16 protein-coding genes are annotated in these 17914 nt (G+C 40.4%); 13 read left to right on the forward strand and 3 right to left on the reverse strand.

Going from position 1 to position 17914, the window contains the following annotated elements; translation table 11 throughout:
• The first annotated feature begins 43 nt into the window (after positions 1-43).
• Positions 44-895: a DUF6385 domain-containing protein gene (locus ACAN52_RS05140; protein WP_378953202.1), complete on the forward strand. Its 852-nt coding sequence runs from the start codon at positions 44-46 to the stop codon at positions 893-895.
• A 113-nt stretch (positions 896-1008) separates the two neighbouring features.
• On the opposite strand, the gene ACAN52_RS05145 is transcribed toward ACAN52_RS05140, so the two are convergent.
• Positions 1009-3513, reverse strand: a complete 2505-nt coding sequence (locus tag ACAN52_RS05145) for an SBBP repeat-containing protein (protein ID WP_378953204.1) — start codon at positions 3511-3513, stop codon at positions 1009-1011.
• 71 nt (positions 3514-3584) lie between these two features.
• Positions 3585-3971 carry a DUF6385 domain-containing protein gene (locus tag ACAN52_RS05150; protein WP_378953206.1) on the reverse strand — a complete coding sequence of 129 codons (387 nt, stop codon included), beginning with the start codon at positions 3969-3971 and terminating at the stop codon, positions 3585-3587.
• A 181-nt stretch (positions 3972-4152) separates the two neighbouring features.
• Between ACAN52_RS05150 and ACAN52_RS05155 the strand changes: the two genes are divergently transcribed.
• The 5 genes from ACAN52_RS05155 to ACAN52_RS05175 all read left to right on the forward strand — a co-directional run bounded on the left by ACAN52_RS05155 (position 4153) and on the right by ACAN52_RS05175 (position 11307).
• Positions 4153-5493, forward strand: coding sequence for a UDP-glucose dehydrogenase family protein (locus tag ACAN52_RS05155; RefSeq protein WP_378953208.1), 1341 nt, complete (start codon positions 4153-4155; stop codon positions 5491-5493).
• Complete coding sequence (locus ACAN52_RS05160) at positions 5483-6424, forward strand: UDP-glucuronic acid decarboxylase family protein (protein WP_378953210.1); 942 nt, start codon at positions 5483-5485, stop codon at positions 6422-6424. The genes ACAN52_RS05155 and ACAN52_RS05160 overlap by 11 nt, the downstream gene beginning before the upstream one ends.
• Positions 6421-7335 carry a glycosyltransferase family 2 protein gene (locus tag ACAN52_RS05165; RefSeq protein ID WP_378953212.1) on the forward strand — a complete coding sequence of 305 codons (915 nt, stop codon included), beginning with the start codon at positions 6421-6423 and terminating at the stop codon, positions 7333-7335. The genes ACAN52_RS05160 and ACAN52_RS05165 overlap by 4 nt, the downstream gene beginning before the upstream one ends.
• A gap of 20 nt (positions 7336-7355) precedes the next feature.
• Positions 7356-10601 carry a glycosyltransferase gene (locus ACAN52_RS05170; RefSeq protein ID WP_378953214.1) on the forward strand — a complete coding sequence of 1082 codons (3246 nt, stop codon included), beginning with the start codon at positions 7356-7358 and terminating at the stop codon, positions 10599-10601.
• Positions 10602-10749: 148 nt separating this feature from the next.
• A complete protein-coding gene (locus tag ACAN52_RS05175) occupies positions 10750-11307 on the forward strand; it encodes a hypothetical protein (protein WP_378953216.1) in 558 nt (185 codons plus the stop codon).
• A gap of 55 nt (positions 11308-11362) precedes the next feature.
• Here the strand turns inward: ACAN52_RS05175 and ACAN52_RS05180 are convergent, their stop codons facing one another.
• Positions 11363-12115 (reverse strand): hypothetical protein, encoded by a 753-nt coding sequence (locus ACAN52_RS05180; protein ID WP_378953218.1) that lies wholly within the window; start codon positions 12113-12115, stop codon positions 11363-11365.
• A gap of 391 nt (positions 12116-12506) precedes the next feature.
• On the opposite strand from ACAN52_RS05180, the gene ACAN52_RS05185 reads away from it, so the two are divergent.
• The 7 genes from ACAN52_RS05185 (at position 12507) to ACAN52_RS05215 (ending at position 17879) form a co-directional block, all read left to right on the forward strand.
• Positions 12507-13121, forward strand: coding sequence for a CAP domain-containing protein (locus ACAN52_RS05185; protein WP_378953220.1), 615 nt, complete (start codon positions 12507-12509; stop codon positions 13119-13121).
• A gap of 167 nt (positions 13122-13288) precedes the next feature.
• Positions 13289-14389 carry an efflux RND transporter periplasmic adaptor subunit gene (locus tag ACAN52_RS05190; RefSeq protein WP_378953222.1) on the forward strand — a complete coding sequence of 367 codons (1101 nt, stop codon included), beginning with the start codon at positions 13289-13291 and terminating at the stop codon, positions 14387-14389.
• A gap of 38 nt (positions 14390-14427) precedes the next feature.
• A complete protein-coding gene (locus ACAN52_RS05195; protein WP_378953224.1) occupies positions 14428-15642 on the forward strand; it encodes an ABC transporter permease in 1215 nt (404 codons plus the stop codon).
• Between the two features lie 53 nt (positions 15643-15695).
• Positions 15696-15839 carry a hypothetical protein gene (locus ACAN52_RS05200; RefSeq protein WP_378953226.1) on the forward strand — a complete coding sequence of 48 codons (144 nt, stop codon included), beginning with the start codon at positions 15696-15698 and terminating at the stop codon, positions 15837-15839.
• A gap of 111 nt (positions 15840-15950) precedes the next feature.
• Positions 15951-16202, forward strand: coding sequence for an RNA recognition motif domain-containing protein (locus ACAN52_RS05205; RefSeq protein ID WP_378953228.1), 252 nt, complete (start codon positions 15951-15953; stop codon positions 16200-16202).
• Positions 16203-16317: 115 nt separating this feature from the next.
• Complete coding sequence (gene yqeK, locus ACAN52_RS05210; protein WP_378953229.1) at positions 16318-16890, forward strand: bis(5'-nucleosyl)-tetraphosphatase (symmetrical) YqeK; 573 nt, start codon at positions 16318-16320, stop codon at positions 16888-16890.
• A 14-nt stretch (positions 16891-16904) separates the two neighbouring features.
• Positions 16905-17879, forward strand: a complete 975-nt coding sequence (locus ACAN52_RS05215) for an LCP family protein (RefSeq protein WP_378953231.1) — start codon at positions 16905-16907, stop codon at positions 17877-17879.
• The last annotated feature ends 35 nt before the right edge of the window (positions 17880-17914 follow it).

Raw genomic sequence — 17914 nt, forward strand, 5'->3', positions numbered from 1 at the left:
TACCAAAGATATCAAACAAAAGTGGAGAAGGAGAGATTTTTTCATGCCCAATTTTAAGATTATTCAAGACGTGCCTGATCAGGCGCGAATTAAGATTTTTGGCGCAGAAAATGCTGCGTTAATTACTACCAATGGAGGATATTTGTCTGTCACCGCACCAACGGGTGGGCTGAGTATTACAGCTCCTACGAATGGTCTTCTTGTGACAGCTTCAGATTTTGGACTTAGTGTAACAGGACCTGTTAATGGTCTTGTCGTTACAGCGCCAGCATCAGGTCTTAGTGTAACAGCTCCTACAAATGGTCTTCTTGTGACGGCTTCAGATTTTGGGCTTAGTGTAACAGGACCTGTTAATGGTCTTGTCGTTACAGCGCCAGCATCAGGTCTTAGTGTAACAGCTCCTACGAATGGTCTTCTTGTGACGGCTTCAGATTTTGGACTTAGTGTAACAGGACCTGTTAATGGTCTTGTCGTTACAGCGCCAGTATCAGGTCTTAGTGTAACACCACCTACGGGTGGCTTACTGATCACTAGTACAGGGCTTTCTGTTGTTTCAGCTTTGGCGACTACTGACGTAACAGAAGCTAAGACTGGCATTACTAATACAGTCGGTACACCATCCAACACTTATCAGGTATTAGGTTTTGCAGAATATTCTTTCGGTCTAGTAAATGAATCCACTTCTGCAACCGATGCGCAAGCAACGGCTAAGTTACAGATCAGTCCCGATGGCGTAGTCTGGTTTGATAATAGCGCAGTAACCACCTTAGACCGTGGTACCTCTAATGCATTAGTATCATCGATCTTTCTTAAATATGCGCGCGTTTATTATGCAGCCGTTGATGCAGCTAGCACTGTAGATCTCACTATTTTCTTCCAAGGTCAAACATCATAATATAAGGCATAGGTGTCTATGTAGCAATAAAGAAATTACCTCCAATATAATTATTGGAGGTAATTTCTTTATATGATTGTTCATTATAAATAGACAAGGATGAGAGTGATGATTTACTTTATGCACAGGGGTGGATGTTTTCGCCAATCTGTTTTAATCACACGATTTGTATAGAAAAACGGTTGAGTGGGTTGGGTGACTGTCGTAGTTAGGATGGTGGTCACAGGGTTTGATTGTCTGCTGGTCACAGTTGCCGTATTGGTGATGATCCCCGCATGTTTTGGTTTGATGGTGATTGTAATGGTAATGGAGAGATCAGGTTCAAGTATGCCTAGGTTACAGGTTACAATCCCTGAATTTTGGTTGCAACCTGTTGAGACTGATACAAAATCAACGTCAGGTGGTAAGGTATCGGTTACTATGACATTTGTTGCTAGGTCTGGTCCATTATTAGTGACAGTAATATGATAGATAAGGTTTTGTCCTAACAGTAAGGGGTCAGGGGAGGCAGACTGGGACATGGTGAGAGTAGAAACTGCTGTAAGTTTTAGGACAAAGACATCCCAAGGACCGTTATTGTTGGCTTGTAGTGGGTTTTTTATCGGAAAGCCAGGAGGACCAGGTGGCGGATCGGATGGTGAGGTACTCCATGATGAGAAAGTAAAGCCGGTGACATAGGTATTACCATTTGAGTCTGTCGCAATGCTATGACCTTCATCGTAACTCTTACCACCAAGATAGGTGGAATAGATGAGAGCTGAACCATCAGGCTTGATTTTTGTAATGAAGGCATCATTGAAAGGGTATACACTGCTACCACCAGCTTGTATGAAGTTTTTAATGGGAAATCCGGGGGGAGAGTGAATACCAGACGAGTAGGTAGATCCTGTCACGTAAGCGTATTTGTTTGCATCGACAGTAATTCCATAACCAATATCATCGCTCGTTCCTCCAAGGTAGGTAGAATAAACGAGGGAGCTGCCATCTGTATTGACCTTGGTCACAAAGACATCAAAATCCCCGTTACTGCTAGCTTGGAAGGGATTCTTAGTAGGAAAATTCGTAGAGGAGGTATAACCAGTGATATAGGTATTACTACTGGAATCAACAGTAACACTAAGACCTGCATCGTAAATGTTGCCACCAAGATAACTGGAATAACCTAGTGAACCGTCAACGTTAAATTTGGTGATGAAGGCATCCGTGTTGCCGCCAAAGCCAGGTTGGAAACAACCGGGTGTGATGGGAAAACCATTGGGGGGCACTGACATTGTGGATCCTGTTACATAAGCGTTACCGGCTTGGTCTACGGTGATGGAAAAGCCTATATCATTTTTTGAACCGCCAAGGTAGGTTGAGTAGCCTAGAGAACCATCAGCATTAATTTTCGTTACAAAGGCATCGTTGAGAGGATAAATACTATTGTTGTCGCTTTGTATGGAGTTTTTCGTGGGGAAGCCGGGAGGATAGGCCGATGAAGATTGTGTATAACCTGTCACATAAGCGCTGCCAGCCTGGTCTACTACGATACCATAACCACCATCATCCTGCGTACCGCCAAGATAGGTGGAATAAATGAGGGCATTACCTGTAGCATTAATCTTTGTTACGAAAGCATCCCAATTGCCATTGTTGCTGACTTGTATTGGATTTTTAGTTGGAAAATCAGTAGAGCAGGTAGAACCAGTCACATAGATGTTGCTATTTATATCTACGGCAATACTCGAAGCAGTATCGGCGTTTGATCCACCGAGATATGTGGAGTAGACGAGGAGCCCGGTAGGATCTATTTTGGTGATAAATGCATTATAGGTGCCTGCATTATCAGCTTGATAGGGATTTTTAATTGGAAAACCAAGGGGATTGGTCCAAGACGACCAAGTTAGACCAGTGACATATACATTGCCAGTAGAGTCTGTGGCAATCCCATAACCTTTGTCTTCGTTTAAGCCTCCTAGGTAGGTGCTATACTCTAGGATTGGGTCAATTACCAATAATTTAGTAGAATCATAGTTACCTAACTGAAAACCGACCTGGTGTCCATTCAATGTATAATTGCCAAGCACTGAACTTCTTTGGAGGCTACTTTCTTGGTAGATGATCGGTTTACTTATGCGAATTTGCTCCTTTCCAAGGGTTAGTAAAAGGTTGCCGTAGTCATCTAAACAAATCTTATCATTTCTGGCGAAATTAAGAATAATCAGGTCAGGGTTGGCACCCGGATGTACAATGAAATCCCATTCAAGTTGCAGTTCATTAAAAGAATAGAGGATGTCGATGCCTGGATAGATATTCTGGTATTTGACTTTGGCGTAAGTGGGAATGTTAGTAAGCCACTTATCAGGAGTGTCACCCACAAAATAGTTCACCTTGCTGGGTAATTCTTCTACTCCGAAAAGTTGAGGATGTTCATTGGCGCCGCTCATTTCTAGTTGAAGTACGGCAGTGGAAGCCTGTGTATCTGCAGAAGGCTTTAGGATTATGACTGTTGCAGAAGGGGTTAATAGTAAGTTATAACCACTTGCCTGAGCCAAAAACTTGACTTCGGGGTTATTTTGTCCGCGATTAAGCTGAAAATAAATAGGCAGTAGACAATGTTTTTTTATCCTTGGTTTCATACTTCTATCCTCCTAGTCGGCACGTTTTCAAACTGTAATATTTGCTTGAATAATAGAGTGAAAATGATTAATTAGTTGTATGACCGGCCTTGTATATAAATTTGTAGCGTTGTATTCGGTGATGCTGGTTGTGTTTGGTACGCAAGACGGGCATATTTAGCGATGACATCAGGAATAAAGCTGACGAGTGTGCCGGGACTAATCGTTTTAGTGTCTGATTGAGTTTCCCAGGTTGCGCCATCAGGACTTATCTGTAAGTAAGCCATTGCAGTGCTTTCACCAATATTAACGATAAGATAAGAATAATCATATATTAAAATATTAAAGGGCAAGGTAAATTGCATAATCGGTAAAGTTGATACTGTTACTGATTGGTCTAGCGGTACAGCCCGTAACATTCTTTCATGGCTGCGAACTGGAGAATCTATCGTCAGAGATTTAATAAATTTTTGTATCATGGTTAACTACCTCCAGTATAATCTATGCAATGAGTACTATTTATGAGTTATAAGCACTATACAAAATTATTAAAGGTCTGATGAAAAAATCAAAATCAAAGATTGCACTCCATGACAGTGATCTGAATAGGCTATTTTTAGATAGATTCGTCTTAAAAAGTACTGGCCAGGGAGTGTTGTTATGAAAATTTGTATAATTGGTACTGGATATGTTGGCTTAGTAACCGGAGCATGTTTTGCTGAAATGAGTAATCTTGTCTGGTGTATAGATCATGATCAAGAAAAAATTAATCAGTTAAAATCTGGGGTAGTGCCTATTTATGAACCAGGATTAAAAGAACTAGTCGAAAAGAACAGTCAAGAAGGCCGATTGTATTTTACGACAGACATTCAAACTGGTCTTGAGCAGGCATTATTTTGTTTTATTGCTGTAGGTACGCCCCAATCTGCTGATGGTTCAGCAGATCTTTCCTATATTTTTAATGTGGCACATGAAATTGGCCAATGTATGAATGAGTATTTAATTATTGTGGTTAAATCTACAGTTCCTGTTGGTACCATCGAAAAAGTCAAAGATATAGTGAAGAGTGAGCTACAAGCTAGGGGAAAAGAGGGATTGTCATTTGATGTTGCTTCCAATCCTGAATTCCTCAAAGAAGGGACAGCAGTTGAAGATTTTATGGCTCCTGATCGTATTGTGATTGGAACTGACAATGAAGAAACGGCGCAACTGATGAAACAGTTGTATCAGACTGTCCTACATCGTCAAGATAGGATTTTGAATATGGATATTAAGTCAGCAGAAATTACCAAATATGCTGCCAATGTCATGTTAGCAACACGCATTAGTTTTATGAACGAAATTGCTAGGCTTTGTGATAAAGTTGGCGGCGATATTGATCAGATAAGAGTGGGTATTGGTACAGATGAGCGGATTGGCAATCAGTTCTTGTATGCTGGTGCTGGCTATGGCGGTTCGTGTTTCCCGAAAGATGTTAAGGAGTTCATTCATACTGGCCAGAAGAATGGTTTGGAGATGAACATCGCCGATGCAGTGCATAAGGTCAATGAACGACAGAAATTTGTTCTGGTGGATATGATTAAGAAACGCTTTGGTGAAAATCTCTTGGGTAAAAAAATTGGTATCTGGGGTTTGGCATTTAAAGCCCAAACAGATGATATGCGGGAGGCACCTTCTCTCGTGATTCTTCCTTCTCTCATACAAATGGGGGCAAGGATTATCGCTTATGATCCTGAGGCCATGGAGCAGGCGAAATTATATTTTAGAGAATACTTTTTACAGATAGAGTATGTGGACAGTATGATGGAAGCTGTCAATCAGGTTGATGCTTTAGTGCTTATTACTGAGTGGCAACAATTCAAACAGGCGGATTTTGCTGAAATAAAGCAGAGTATGAAGCAGCCTCTTATTTTTGATGGACGTAATCAATATGACCCTATGCACATGAAAAACCTTGGTTTCGAATATTATTGTATAGGGAGAAATGGCTATGGGAAATAAACGAGTGTTGGTGACTGGCGGCGCTGGATTTATCGGCTCACATTTGTGCAAAAGATTGCTGGCAGAGGGGCAGCACGTTGTTTGCTTGGATAACTATTTTACGGGATCAGAATCAAACATTAGCAGTTTACTCAGTAATCCATGCTTTGAACTTGTAAGGCATGATGTAACAGTACCATACTATTTCGAAGTGGATGAGATTTATAATTTGGCGTGTCCTGCCAGCCCCGTACATTATCAGTACGATTCAATCCATACGATAAAAACAAGTGTACTGGGAATGATCAATGCACTTGATTTAGCCTGTCATTTAAGAGCAAAAGTACTACAAGCTTCTACTTCAGAAGTGTATGGAGACCCTTTAGTTCATCCCCAGCGGGAAGACTATTGGGGAAATGTAAATCCAATCGGCATACGCAGTTGTTATGATGAGGGCAAACGTTGTGCGGAAACCTTATGCTTTGATTATTTTCGTAGACATGATGTAGATGTTAAAGTCATCCGTATCTTTAATACCTATGGTCCTAATATGCACTCTAAAGATGGGCGAGTGGTGAGCAATTTTATTGTGCAAGCATTAAAAGGAGAAGATATTACGATTTATGGTGATGGTCGACAAACAAGGTCTTTTTGTTATGTTGATGATCTAGTTGCGGGTATGATCTCTATGATGCAAACAGAGAAGGGCTTTATCGGTCCAGTTAATCTAGGCAATCCGGGGGAATTCACTATCCTTGATTTGGCAGAAAAGGTCATAGGACTGACGAGGTCAGTATCAAAGATCGTTTTTAAAACACTACCACTAGATGATCCCAAACAACGTCAGCCCAATATTTCTCGGGCAACGAGAAGATTGGGCTGGGTACCTGAAATCTGCCTAGCAGAAGGACTTGAGCGCACTATTGACTACTTTAAGAAGGTGCTAGTATGAGTGAAAATCCATTAACAACACCGATTGTATTGATCATTTTTAATCGCCCTACTGTGACTCAGCAGGTGTTTAATGAAATACGCAGAGCCAGACCTACAAAATTATTAGTGATTGCTGATGGTCCGCGGCCAGATATGAAAGATGATGTGCAAAAATGTACAGCTGTGCGTAATATTATTGATCAAGTGGATTGGGAATGCCAAGTGCTCCGAAACTATTCTGATGTAAATCTTGGGTGTAAAAGGCGAGTTGCCAGCGGATTGGATTGGGTATTTGGCATGGTGGAAGAGGCAATCATCCTGGAGGATGATTGCTTGCCACATCCCACATTTTTTCCCTTTTGTCAGGAACTATTGAAACGTTACCGCGATGATCAGCGTATAATGACCATTTCGGGTAATAATTTTCAATATGGACAAAGGCGATCATCTTATAGTTACTATTTTTCTCGGTATGCTCATGTATGGGGCTGGGCCACATGGCGACGGGCGTGGAAATATTATCAGGTTGATATGAGCCTGTGGCCAGAGGTCCGTACAGGGCAATGGTTATTTGATATTTTAGGAAGTATGCGGGCCAATATTAAGAGTGGGCAATGCCATTTTGATGTTATGGGCAGTATGAAGGCCATTGAATATTGGTACAAAATTTTTGACTATACCTATGCGGGAAAAATTGATACATGGGACTACCAATTGATTTTTGCCAGTTGGCTGCAAAATGGTCTGCATATTTTGCCTAATATTAATCTAGTGTCAAATATTGGTTTTGGTGCAGATGCCACTCATACTAAAGTGGCGGGCAAATGTACCAATATTCCTGCAGAAGCAGTAGTATTTCCATTACAGCATCCAACCTTTATGGTTCGAGATGCTGCAGCTGATGATTATACACAGGTTACCCATTACTGAACTATGAATATAACAAGGAGATGAGAAATTTGCGCATAGTTCATGTTAATCTGTTTGATGCCCTGGGAGGTGCGGCTAGCACCGCCTGGACACTGATGAATCACATGTCTAAGCAGGGGCATGATGTACATATTTTTGCTCATCGCAAAACCACTGATGATCCTCGGGTGATTCCTTTAGCATTTCCTCAGACTGGCTGGCAGAAAAAGCTGCTAATAGAAGAGTCAAAGCGAGGTTTGTTTGATGTATATTCTGCTGCTCTCTTACAGGTACTAGAACATCCCTTGTTCGAACAGGCTGACCTACTTCATCTGCACTGTATTAATGGGGGATATTTTTCTTTTTTGCTATTGCCGTTTTTGACCGCCAAACCGACAATATGGACGCTGCATGATCCTTTGGCTTTTACAGCAGGTTGTTATAATACAGATGATTGTAGTGGTTGGCAGCATGAGTGGTGCGCTCATTGTCCACTGGATAGGAAAGGAGCTCCCATTAAACCTCAAAGAGAGCTCATGCAACTTCTCAAAGCATCTATATACAAAATGGCTGATTTTATGGCTGTATGTCCTTCTCAGTGGCTGCAAAAGCAAGTCAAGTCAAGTATCTTAAAGAATCATGATATCCGGCTTATTCCCTATGGTATTGATCTTAAGCTATATAGCCCTGGGAATAAACAGGCCATTCGCACTAAGCTAGGGTTACCTGCTGATCAGCAGATTATTATGTTTGCAGCACAAGGTGGCTTTAATGATCCACGCAAAGGCGGCAAATTTTTAATTGAAGCTCTGCAAAAACTTCATGACAAGTATCCAGAACTTTTATTGCTCAATATTGGTACGGTTGATCAGTCGGTTGCGAGGCATTTGCCTGTTCAACGTATTGATCTGCCTTTTATTAATGAGAAAGAAAGATTAGCTGAGTATTATCAGGCGACTGATCTATTTATTACACCGGCTGTGTCAGAAAATCTCGGCCTTACGGCCATTGAAGCTTGTGCATGCGGTACGCCAGTTGTTGCTTTTGATGTTGGGGGTACGCCGGAAATTATTAAGCATAAGGAAACTGGATATTTAGCGACAAAAGGCGATAGTGGAGACCTTGCCCAAGGTATTGCATATTTTCTTGATGATGCAGCCATGCGCCAATCTACTGGAGAAGCAGCACGGCGAAGGGCTGTTGAAAAATTTAGCGATCAGCGTATGGTTGATGATTATACTTATTTATATGAGGAATTAAAGCGTACTAAGGGCTGGGTTATCGGTACTGATATACTGTCGATACGCCCAAAGAATATTGCCGAATTTGTAGAAAATGCTAAAATATCTGGTGGTTGGGATCATGTATGGCATGAGTTTTGGCAAGTCTATAAGACCTATTCTCCACAAGAAGCAGTGGCTAGAAATATATTTGTTGATGAGTGTTATAGCTGTTGTCTGACAATGATTGATGTGGAAAATAACAAGGATGTTTTGTGGAAGGTTATTGAAGATTGGCCTATTTATCGTTATATGCCAGCACGCTCTGGAGATTTGCCAGCAGAAGAGGCCAAGGCACTGTTTGAGTTTTCCTGTATCTTACGAAGGAAAATTCACGAGTATCTTGTGCAGACACCTTTTTCTCAAATGACAGTTTTAGAAAGCAAAGGGGAAGCATCGATCATTAATGTATGGTGGCATGTATTTTTAAATTATTTTTCAATGTTAAATTTAGAAGGCAATCGTCAAGGTCTTCAACAGGAATATGATAAAGAATTTTTTGCTAATGACTATGAGAAAAATAAGTATATTAATTTGCTCTTGGCAAGCATGTATTATCCTTTTAATGCAGAGAAGTTTGATATTGATCTTATTACGTTGTGGAATGAATCCAATATCCCTAATTGCTATAAAGTGATTCTTAGCTTTTGGCTGACGAATATACCTTACTATAGCATCGAACAAAGTCAACGTGGACGGTTGCTTAAGACTGTGGCTGATCTATGCCAGATTACAGTACCGTCTCTTTTTGTTGATTCTATGGTTAATCACGTTTCCCATAGTTTTTGGATTGCGTCCTATGCTGGTGGAAACAATGTAGCATCATTGTCAGCTTTTGGTGACTTTATTGCGGTCCATATGTCACGTATTTACCCTCAATACTCTTCCTGCACGCCGAGGCTGGGCAAGGAAGGGGATAAGGTACGCATTGGCTATATATCAGGATGTTTTTATCACCAGTCTGTTAGTTACTATATGGTGAATAGAGTCATTCATCATGATCGAGAAAAATTCGAAGTCTATGTATTTGCTTTAGGGGAACATTACGATGACATGACCACTGTATTTTCGGAAAATGCCAAGTATTTTCAGCGATTTCCCAAAGTTGATAATCTCCAGGCAATTGCCCAAAGTATTGTAGATGCTAAACTGGATATTCTGATTTATGCGGAAATTGGCATGGATCCAGCGATCTACATGTTGGCAGGTATGCAACTTGCGCCTATTCAGTGCGCTATGGTGGGGCATGGCACAACAACTGGTTTGCCGACAATACAATACTATATCAGTGGGGATTTTGAACCCTTTAATGCTCATTTTCATTATCGTGAAAAGTTGATCAGGCTGCCCAATCTAGGCGCTGCTCAATATCCTCCTCCCCTTGGCAGTTGTATGACTTCTACGCGAAGCGACTGGAAAATACCAGAAGATGCCATTCTTTTTGTTTCTTGTGCCAATGGTATCAAACATGTTCCAGAGCGAGACCGCATTTTGGTGGAGATATTAAAGAGAGTGCCTAATGCTTGCATCGCCATAAAACCATATAACTCCTATGATACTGGCCATCAAATGGACACACGAATCATAGCGGCAGCCAAGGAGGCAGGAGTTGAGAAACGTCTATTTATCGTACCACCACTCAAACATGTCGGACCTCTTTTGTCTATTGCTGATATCCAGCTTGATACCTATCCTTATGGTGGCTGGACGACGAATATGGAGGCTTTGTATATGGGGCTGCCGATTGTTACACAAGAAGGGGATATGGCACGTAGCCGTTGGGGGGCTCATATGCTAAGAGCTCTTGGAGTATATGAGGGGATTGCTAATAATGCAGAGGAATATATTGAATGGGCAGTACGGTTTGCTCGGGATAGGAAACTCAGGCACTATGTAAGAGAGAGAATCATGCGCCAAAGCAAACCGATTCTTTTTAATGGGGCGTCAGCTCAAGCTGAGTATGAAGATGTATTGCTACAAATTTTTGCGAAAAATAAGCAGTCATAAGCACATTTTCTAAGTTGTTGAATATCTTATAGTACAAATCAGGGGGAAGAAAAGCAGGCACACGAAGCTTCAGAGACGATGTAATCACTTTGTTCGATGCGTTAGTTGAACATCCTTAGTGTAATTTGCATAATAGGAGGTTGACCTTATGGAAATAGAGAAAATTTTGGGTGTAGAACAAATTGTTTACCAAGGTGAAGACAGTGAACAGAAGATTTATGTATTGCCTGATGAAGAGGCTCTAGAGCAAGTATTAGCTAAGTTACGAGAGGGTGGGTTGAGTGACACCATTCAGCTATCTTTGTCCCAAGGCAGGGCAGGGCAAGAGAGCGAGCACCATGATACTGTTCTCGATGATATAGCCGCCCGTCTCCAAACAATCACCAATTCACCGACTACTAATCCCTTAGCTCATACTATGAGCAAAGTCGAAGAATTATTGGGTGACTATTTGGCTGTTGATGGTGAACAAAAAGTGTATGTACTACCCAATGATCTTAATATTGAACAAATTTTAGATAGTGTGGCAGGCATTAGAACAGGAGAAATCACACAGAGTCAGATGTGGCGTAAAACCGATGTTACGATTGATAATAAGGAACAAAGTAAGATATTAGAAGAAATTACTACCTGCGTTCAGACGATGGATAAGAGACTACGGCGACTGGAATATTTATTAAATCAAGTAGCAGATCAAGATAAATAAGCGAGTGATGAGAATTAAGTAAAGAGCAGACCCAAAGGTCTGCTCAGTTTCATTCTTAGAAGCCGGGTGGGCAGGGAAGAGGCACACAAGGACCGATTTTGTGGGTATTATTGAAGATGTCTGGAATCGTGAAGGAAACAAAGCCTTGAGTTCTCTGAACAGCATTTAGCTCGTAAGGACGTATGCCATCGATCCACAGATTTTCATGTTTCCAAAGTTTATCAATGATCTTGCCGGTTATAACGATTTGGGTAGTACCGTTGAAAAGTTGGAAAAAAGCTCTCAGTTGGATGACTAGGCAAGAACCATCAATCTCTGCTAACGCATTTTGCAAGGCATCAAGAGAAATTGGTGTTGTGCAGTCAGGGAAGGCGAAGAATGTGTTAAAGTTTACGCCGATGGTTAAAGGGATGAGAATATTGCCGTTGTTGATTGTTGCAGCAAGAACGAGTATTTGAATTTGTACGTTTACAGATTGGCAAGAACCATCTAAGACTTCTTGGGCGCACACAACAAAAACTCTAGGTGTTACATTTGTATTAATGATTGGCAAAGTAATTCCTGATCCCAAGCGGCATGGCCCGATCGGCGGATAGTTAAAGCATTGAGTAAACTCGCAGGTATCACCGGCTACACCAATAAGACGTACTTCTTCCACACAAACATCATGGCATGTGCATGGTAGAGTGGTAGGGATACACACTCCTAAATTAGGGGAACAGGCGGCAGTTGGGATCCCTGAGCACAGAGTACATTGTCGTGTCTCCGTTGCACAAAAATCAGGGACTTCAAAATTTTGACTGTTCATTATAATAAAATCCTCCTTTAAAATTTTGGTGCTTTTGATAATGAGCAAAGGGCTATATTCTGTTGGCATATCATATTTCTATGTTCCTAATACATAGTATGTTTTTTACAGTAAGATGTGACATTACTAATAGAAAAAACGATATTTAATTGTTATGTTAACAATTAAAATCTTGTTAATTAGTGCCATATGGTAGAAAATGTTTACATAACGAAGAAATGCTGATGATTTACATGCTAATATAAGATAAGGCTTGTTGAAGCCGGAATTCAGGAGATGCAAAGATTCATAAGAACCAATATAATAAGAAATGTGAAACTGACATTAATTTTTAAAGGAGGAGTCTATTATTATAAAATCACATAAATTCCTTTTAGCAGCAGTAACTGCAGTGCTTATAGGCACCTCGACAGCACCTGCCGCAGCAGCAAATACGATAACGATTAATCAACCTAAAATTTCAACATCTACGCCTACTCAGGTATATTTTGGTTCCAAGCCAATTACCGTAAAACCAGTGACAAAACCCACCCCAACTCCAATACCGACTCCGACTCCGGTGCAAACTCCAGCACCTACCCCAACACCCACACCAGTAAGCAGCTCTAGTAATTTGCCTACGTCCCTTACGGCTATGGAACAACAAATGGTAGACTTGGTAAACCAAGAACGTGTTAATCAAGGTTTGAAACCTTTAGAGGTTGATATGCGTTTGGTGAAAGCTGCCAGATTAAAGAGTCAGGATATGATTGACAAAAATTACACGGGTCATATTTCACCCACATATGGTTCGCCTTTTGATATGTTAAAATCAATGGGCATTACCTATAAAACTGCTGGTGAAAATATTGCAGGGGCGGGTACTGTAGAACGCGCCCATACCAATCTAATGAATTCAGCTGGACACCGTGCTAATATTCTCTATACTCAGTACACTAAAATTGGTATTGGCATTATACAAGGTGGACCTTATGGTTTGATGATCACACAAATCTTTATGGGCTAATTTTAAGCGGATAAATTCATATATGATTGAATAAAAGTAAGGCAGCATCTAGAATGCTGCCTTACTTTTATTGACGTGGCTGAGAAATCCAATTGACCCCATAGTCAAAAGACCATACAATAGAAGGAGAAACCTGTTATTTTATTCAGTACATATGGAGGTGTCTTATGTCAGTTCAGACGATCGGTGCCAAAATCTATCAATATAAAAAAATACTACTTGTTTTTATTATTCTAACTGTGGCAGCTAAATTTGGAGTGTCCATGTATAATGAAAAAAATAAACCCACAATGACTGGACAACTCATTGGTGTGGAGCGCGGGGATATTGTAGCTCTAGTTTCAGCAACAGGTACGATCAAACCTGTGACTATGATTGATGTGAGTTCTAAAGTAACTGGTCTAATTAAAGAAGTGAAAGTGAATGAAAATCAGCAAGTAAAGGCCGATCAGATACTCATTTTACTTGATGACAAACATGTGAAGGCCCAAGTCTCTCAGAATCAGGCGAAGCTATCAAATGCGATGGCTAACTATCAACGCAGCTTAAAGCTCAATAGCATTGGTGCCATATCGAATCAGCAACTTGATGCAGCGCAAATGGACTATAGTGTAGCGCAAGCGGCCTATGATGATGCCATATCACAACTTGATGATACTGTAATTAAGGCACCGATTGATGGTGTGATTATTGGTAAACCAATTCCTGCAGGACAAACGGTGGCTCCAGGTATTTCAACCCCTATGGTACTCATGAGTGTCGCTGATTTATCTAAAATGCAAATTGAAGCTCAAGTTGATGAATCGGATATTGGTAAAATTATGATTGGACAAAAAACTATTTTTACAGTTGATGCCTATATGGGTAAGAGTTTCACGGGGCATGTTTCTGATATTTCACAACGGGCTAACATTCAGCAGAACGTTGTATATTATACAGTGACGATTGATGTTGATGCGCCAGAGAACCTATTAAAGCCAACCATGACAGCGAGAGTTTCGATTACGATTGGTGAAAGTAAGAATGCCATGATAGTTCCATTATCCGCAATTAAGGATAATAAAGGAACTCAATATGTACAGATGATGGTGAATAATAAGGTTGAAAAGAGAACGGTCATAACAGGACTCAATAGTGAAGATAAAGTAGAAATTTTGAGTGGATTATCAGATGGAGAACAATTTTTGATGCCGCAATCCAAAGTAACATCACAAACACCAGATGCTACGAAGGGATCTAGTACGATGCGTAGTGTACTCGGTCGCTAAAAAATGAGTGATGAGGGGAAGGACGAGGAGGTGCTCGCATGTTTTGGGAAAGTATTATCATAGCATTTGAGGGATTACGAGCGAATAAAATGCGTTCTGTCTTGACGATGCTAGGAATTATTATTGGTGTAGGGGCTGTCATTGCCATGGTGTCCATTGGAATGGGCGTACGAGAAAAAATACAGAATTCAATTGCTGGATTGGGTAGTAATTTGATTATCGTTACGCCAGGAGCTACTTCTCCATCAGGTGTTCGCCTAGCTGCTGGTTCTAGCACCACTCTGACGAATAAAGATGCCCAAGCCATTGCACGCCAAATTGCAGGAATAAGTGCTGTAGCCCCTAGTGTAAGCCGCCAGTATCAGATTGTATCCGGTAATAAAAACTGGACAACAACTGTTCAGGGAACGACACCAGAATTTTTAGATGTTCGTAGTTTTGTCGTTGAAAGTGGCAGATTTTTTAATACTCAGGATGTTGATACTCGTACCAGAGTCGTTGTCTTAGGAAAAACAACGGCAGATAATCTATTTCCTGATTTATATCCCATCGGACAAACCATTCGCATTAATAAAGCCCCCTTTATGGTGATTGGCGTTCTAGAAGGAAAGGGGCAATCAGCCGGCGGCATGGATCAGGATGATTTTGCGGCGATTCCCCTTACGACTGCCCAAGAACGAATGATGGGTATTTCCTACATACAGACAATGAACGTTCAGGCTGATAGCGCCGAAGTGATTGATCAAGTGCAAGATGATATTACGGCCCTTTTGCGATCAAGGCATAAATTGACAGGAGATGCAGCTGATAATTTTACAGTACGTAATTTAGCATCGGTCATGGCAACTGCAGAAGAGACGACTCGCTCGATTACTCTATTATTAGGAAACGTTGCAGCCATTTCTCTTCTCGTTGGTGGTATTGGCATTATGAATATTATGCTGGTATCAGTCACAGAGCGTACCCGAGAAATAGGTATTCGAAAAGCCTTAGGGGCGACTTATGCAAATATTTTATTGCAATTTCTGATTGAAGCCATTGTCATTGGTGTGACGGGAGGACTCCTTGGTATTGGAGTCGGAATTGGTACAGCTTATGTTATTTCTGCCGTTGCTGGTTGGAACACAGCGATTTCTCTGGGATCTATTTTTTTAGCTTTTGGATTTTCTGTGGCAATTGGCTTATTTTTTGGTATCTACCCTGCCCGCAAAGCAGCATTGTTAGATCCAATTGATGCGTTGCGTTATGAATAAAAAGTAAGTAGAATGTAATACAATAAGACTATCTTGAAATAAGGGGAAGACCAATGGGATATTTTTATTCATTAGTAAACTATTTAAAAACAGATAAAGGTCGACATGATTGTCTAGATTACCTTCGTGCACTTCTCATCATGTTTGCAGTCATGGCTGCAATCAGAATGCTAGCAGAAATTTTTTCCAATCGTTGATATACTAGCTAAAGAGAACACGTTTTCTTATTGGCAAATATAGTCATGTATAAAGAGTATAGATTCGCAGATAATGTGAGTAGAATCTAGTATAAGAAAGGTGATTCTCAAATGTCAAAAACTCTTTATGTAGGAAATTTACCTTGGTCAACAACGGAGAGTATTTTAACGGATACTTTTCAAAACTATGGGCATGTGCATTCGAGTCGAATTATCACAGATAAAGAAACAGGGCGTTCAAGAGGTTTTGGTTTTGTTGAAGTTGATGATGCTGATGTAGACAAAATAGTAAGTGCCATGAATAGTACAGATTTTGGCGGACGCCAGATTGTGGTCAATGAAGCTAAACCACGGGAAGAATAAGTAGCAAAAAGCCTCTTGTGAGGCTTTTTTTTTATAGCAGGAAAAATAAATAATTTGACGAATTTAAAAAAATATGGACAAATGATTTAAAATATAAGATATTGTGGTGAACAAAATGAAGTATGCAAAAATGCTTGCTGAAGTAGCGAAACGGTTGTCATCTAAGAGGTTTAGTCATTCTATTGGTGTGAGTGAAACGGCCGAATGTTTAGCGGTACGTTTTCATTGTGATACAGAAAAAGCTAAAATAGCAGGACTTTTGCATGACTTGGCTCGTGAAGTGCCTATGAATGAACTCTTGCCAAGAGCACAAGCATTTGGTATAGTGGTGAATGATATCGAACAAGCTGAACCTATATTGCTGCACCCGCTCCTTGGAGCTAAGTTGGCTCAAGCAGAGTTCGGAATTGATGATGCGGAAATTTTACAGGCTATTATTTTACATACAACTGCTGGAGAAAGTATGACAATACTTGATAAAATTATCTATTTAGCTGATGTCATTGAACCAGGACGTGGTTTCAAAGGAGTCGACTCAATTCGAGAAATGGCGCAGGTTGACCTTGATAAAGCTTTACTTGCGGCATTGGATCAGAGCATTGATTATCTTGTAAAGCGATGTGGGCTTATACACCCTGCGACGATTGCCGCCCGGAATGAAATTTTGCTAAAAAAACGTGAATGCTAGGAGGAGGGACAAGAGTGTCGAGTGTGCGCCCGCAACGACCGAAACGTCGCAAAATACGTTGGAAAAGACTAATCGTGCTGCTTGTTTTTTTACTCATTGTTTTCACATCCTTTTCGTGGGCAGCCGTATATACTTATAAAAAAGTATTTTCTACACCTGCTCTTGCTACAAAAGTAGAAAATAGTAAGCAGCCAGAGCCTGTGAGTAAATATATTAATATATTGCTACTCGGCGTTGACGATGGTGATAATGAAAATCCTGGTGCTCCTAAACGATCGGATACGATGATTGTCGCGAGTATTAATCCTGAAGATGGAAAAGTGAATCTGTTATCGATTCCAAGGGATACAAAAGTTGCAATTCCTGGACATAGCGGAACGGAAAAAATCACTCATGCATTTTTTTATGGTGGATCAAGTCTTGCAATACGTACGGTGGAAGATTTATTACAGATACCGATTCATCATTTCGTAGCAATTGACTGGCAGGCTTTTATTAAAACCATTGATGTACTTGGCGGGGTTGACTTATATGTAGAAAATAATATGAATTATGAAGATCCTTATGCCAATTTGGCTATTCATCTAACAAAAGGATATCAACACTTAGATGGGAGTCAATCAGGTCAATATGTAAGGTTTCGTAGTGATGAACTTGGTGATATAGGGCGTGTCCAACGCCAACAACGCTTTTTAAAAGCAGTGGCGGACCAAACTTTACAATTTGGCAATATCTTCAAATTGCCATCTTTTATTCGAGTATTTGATCAATATGTAAAAACTGATATCAGCGCATTTCAGATGGTTAAACTGACTAGTAAATTAAGGAAATTTAAAACGGGCGATCTATATAGTGAAATGTTGCCTGGCAATTTTGCCACTATTAATGGATTGAGTTACTGGGTGCATGACAAAGAACAAACAAAGCAATTAGTAGAACGGATGTTAATTAATGATCATCCTCAAATGAGCGGTATTATTGTACCATAGATACTAATTGATGTAAGAATCGGGTAAACTAAATA

The organism is Pelosinus sp. sgz500959 (assembly GCF_042610375.1).
Lineage (GTDB): Bacteria > Bacillota > Negativicutes > DSM-13327 > DSM-13327 > CTSoil-075.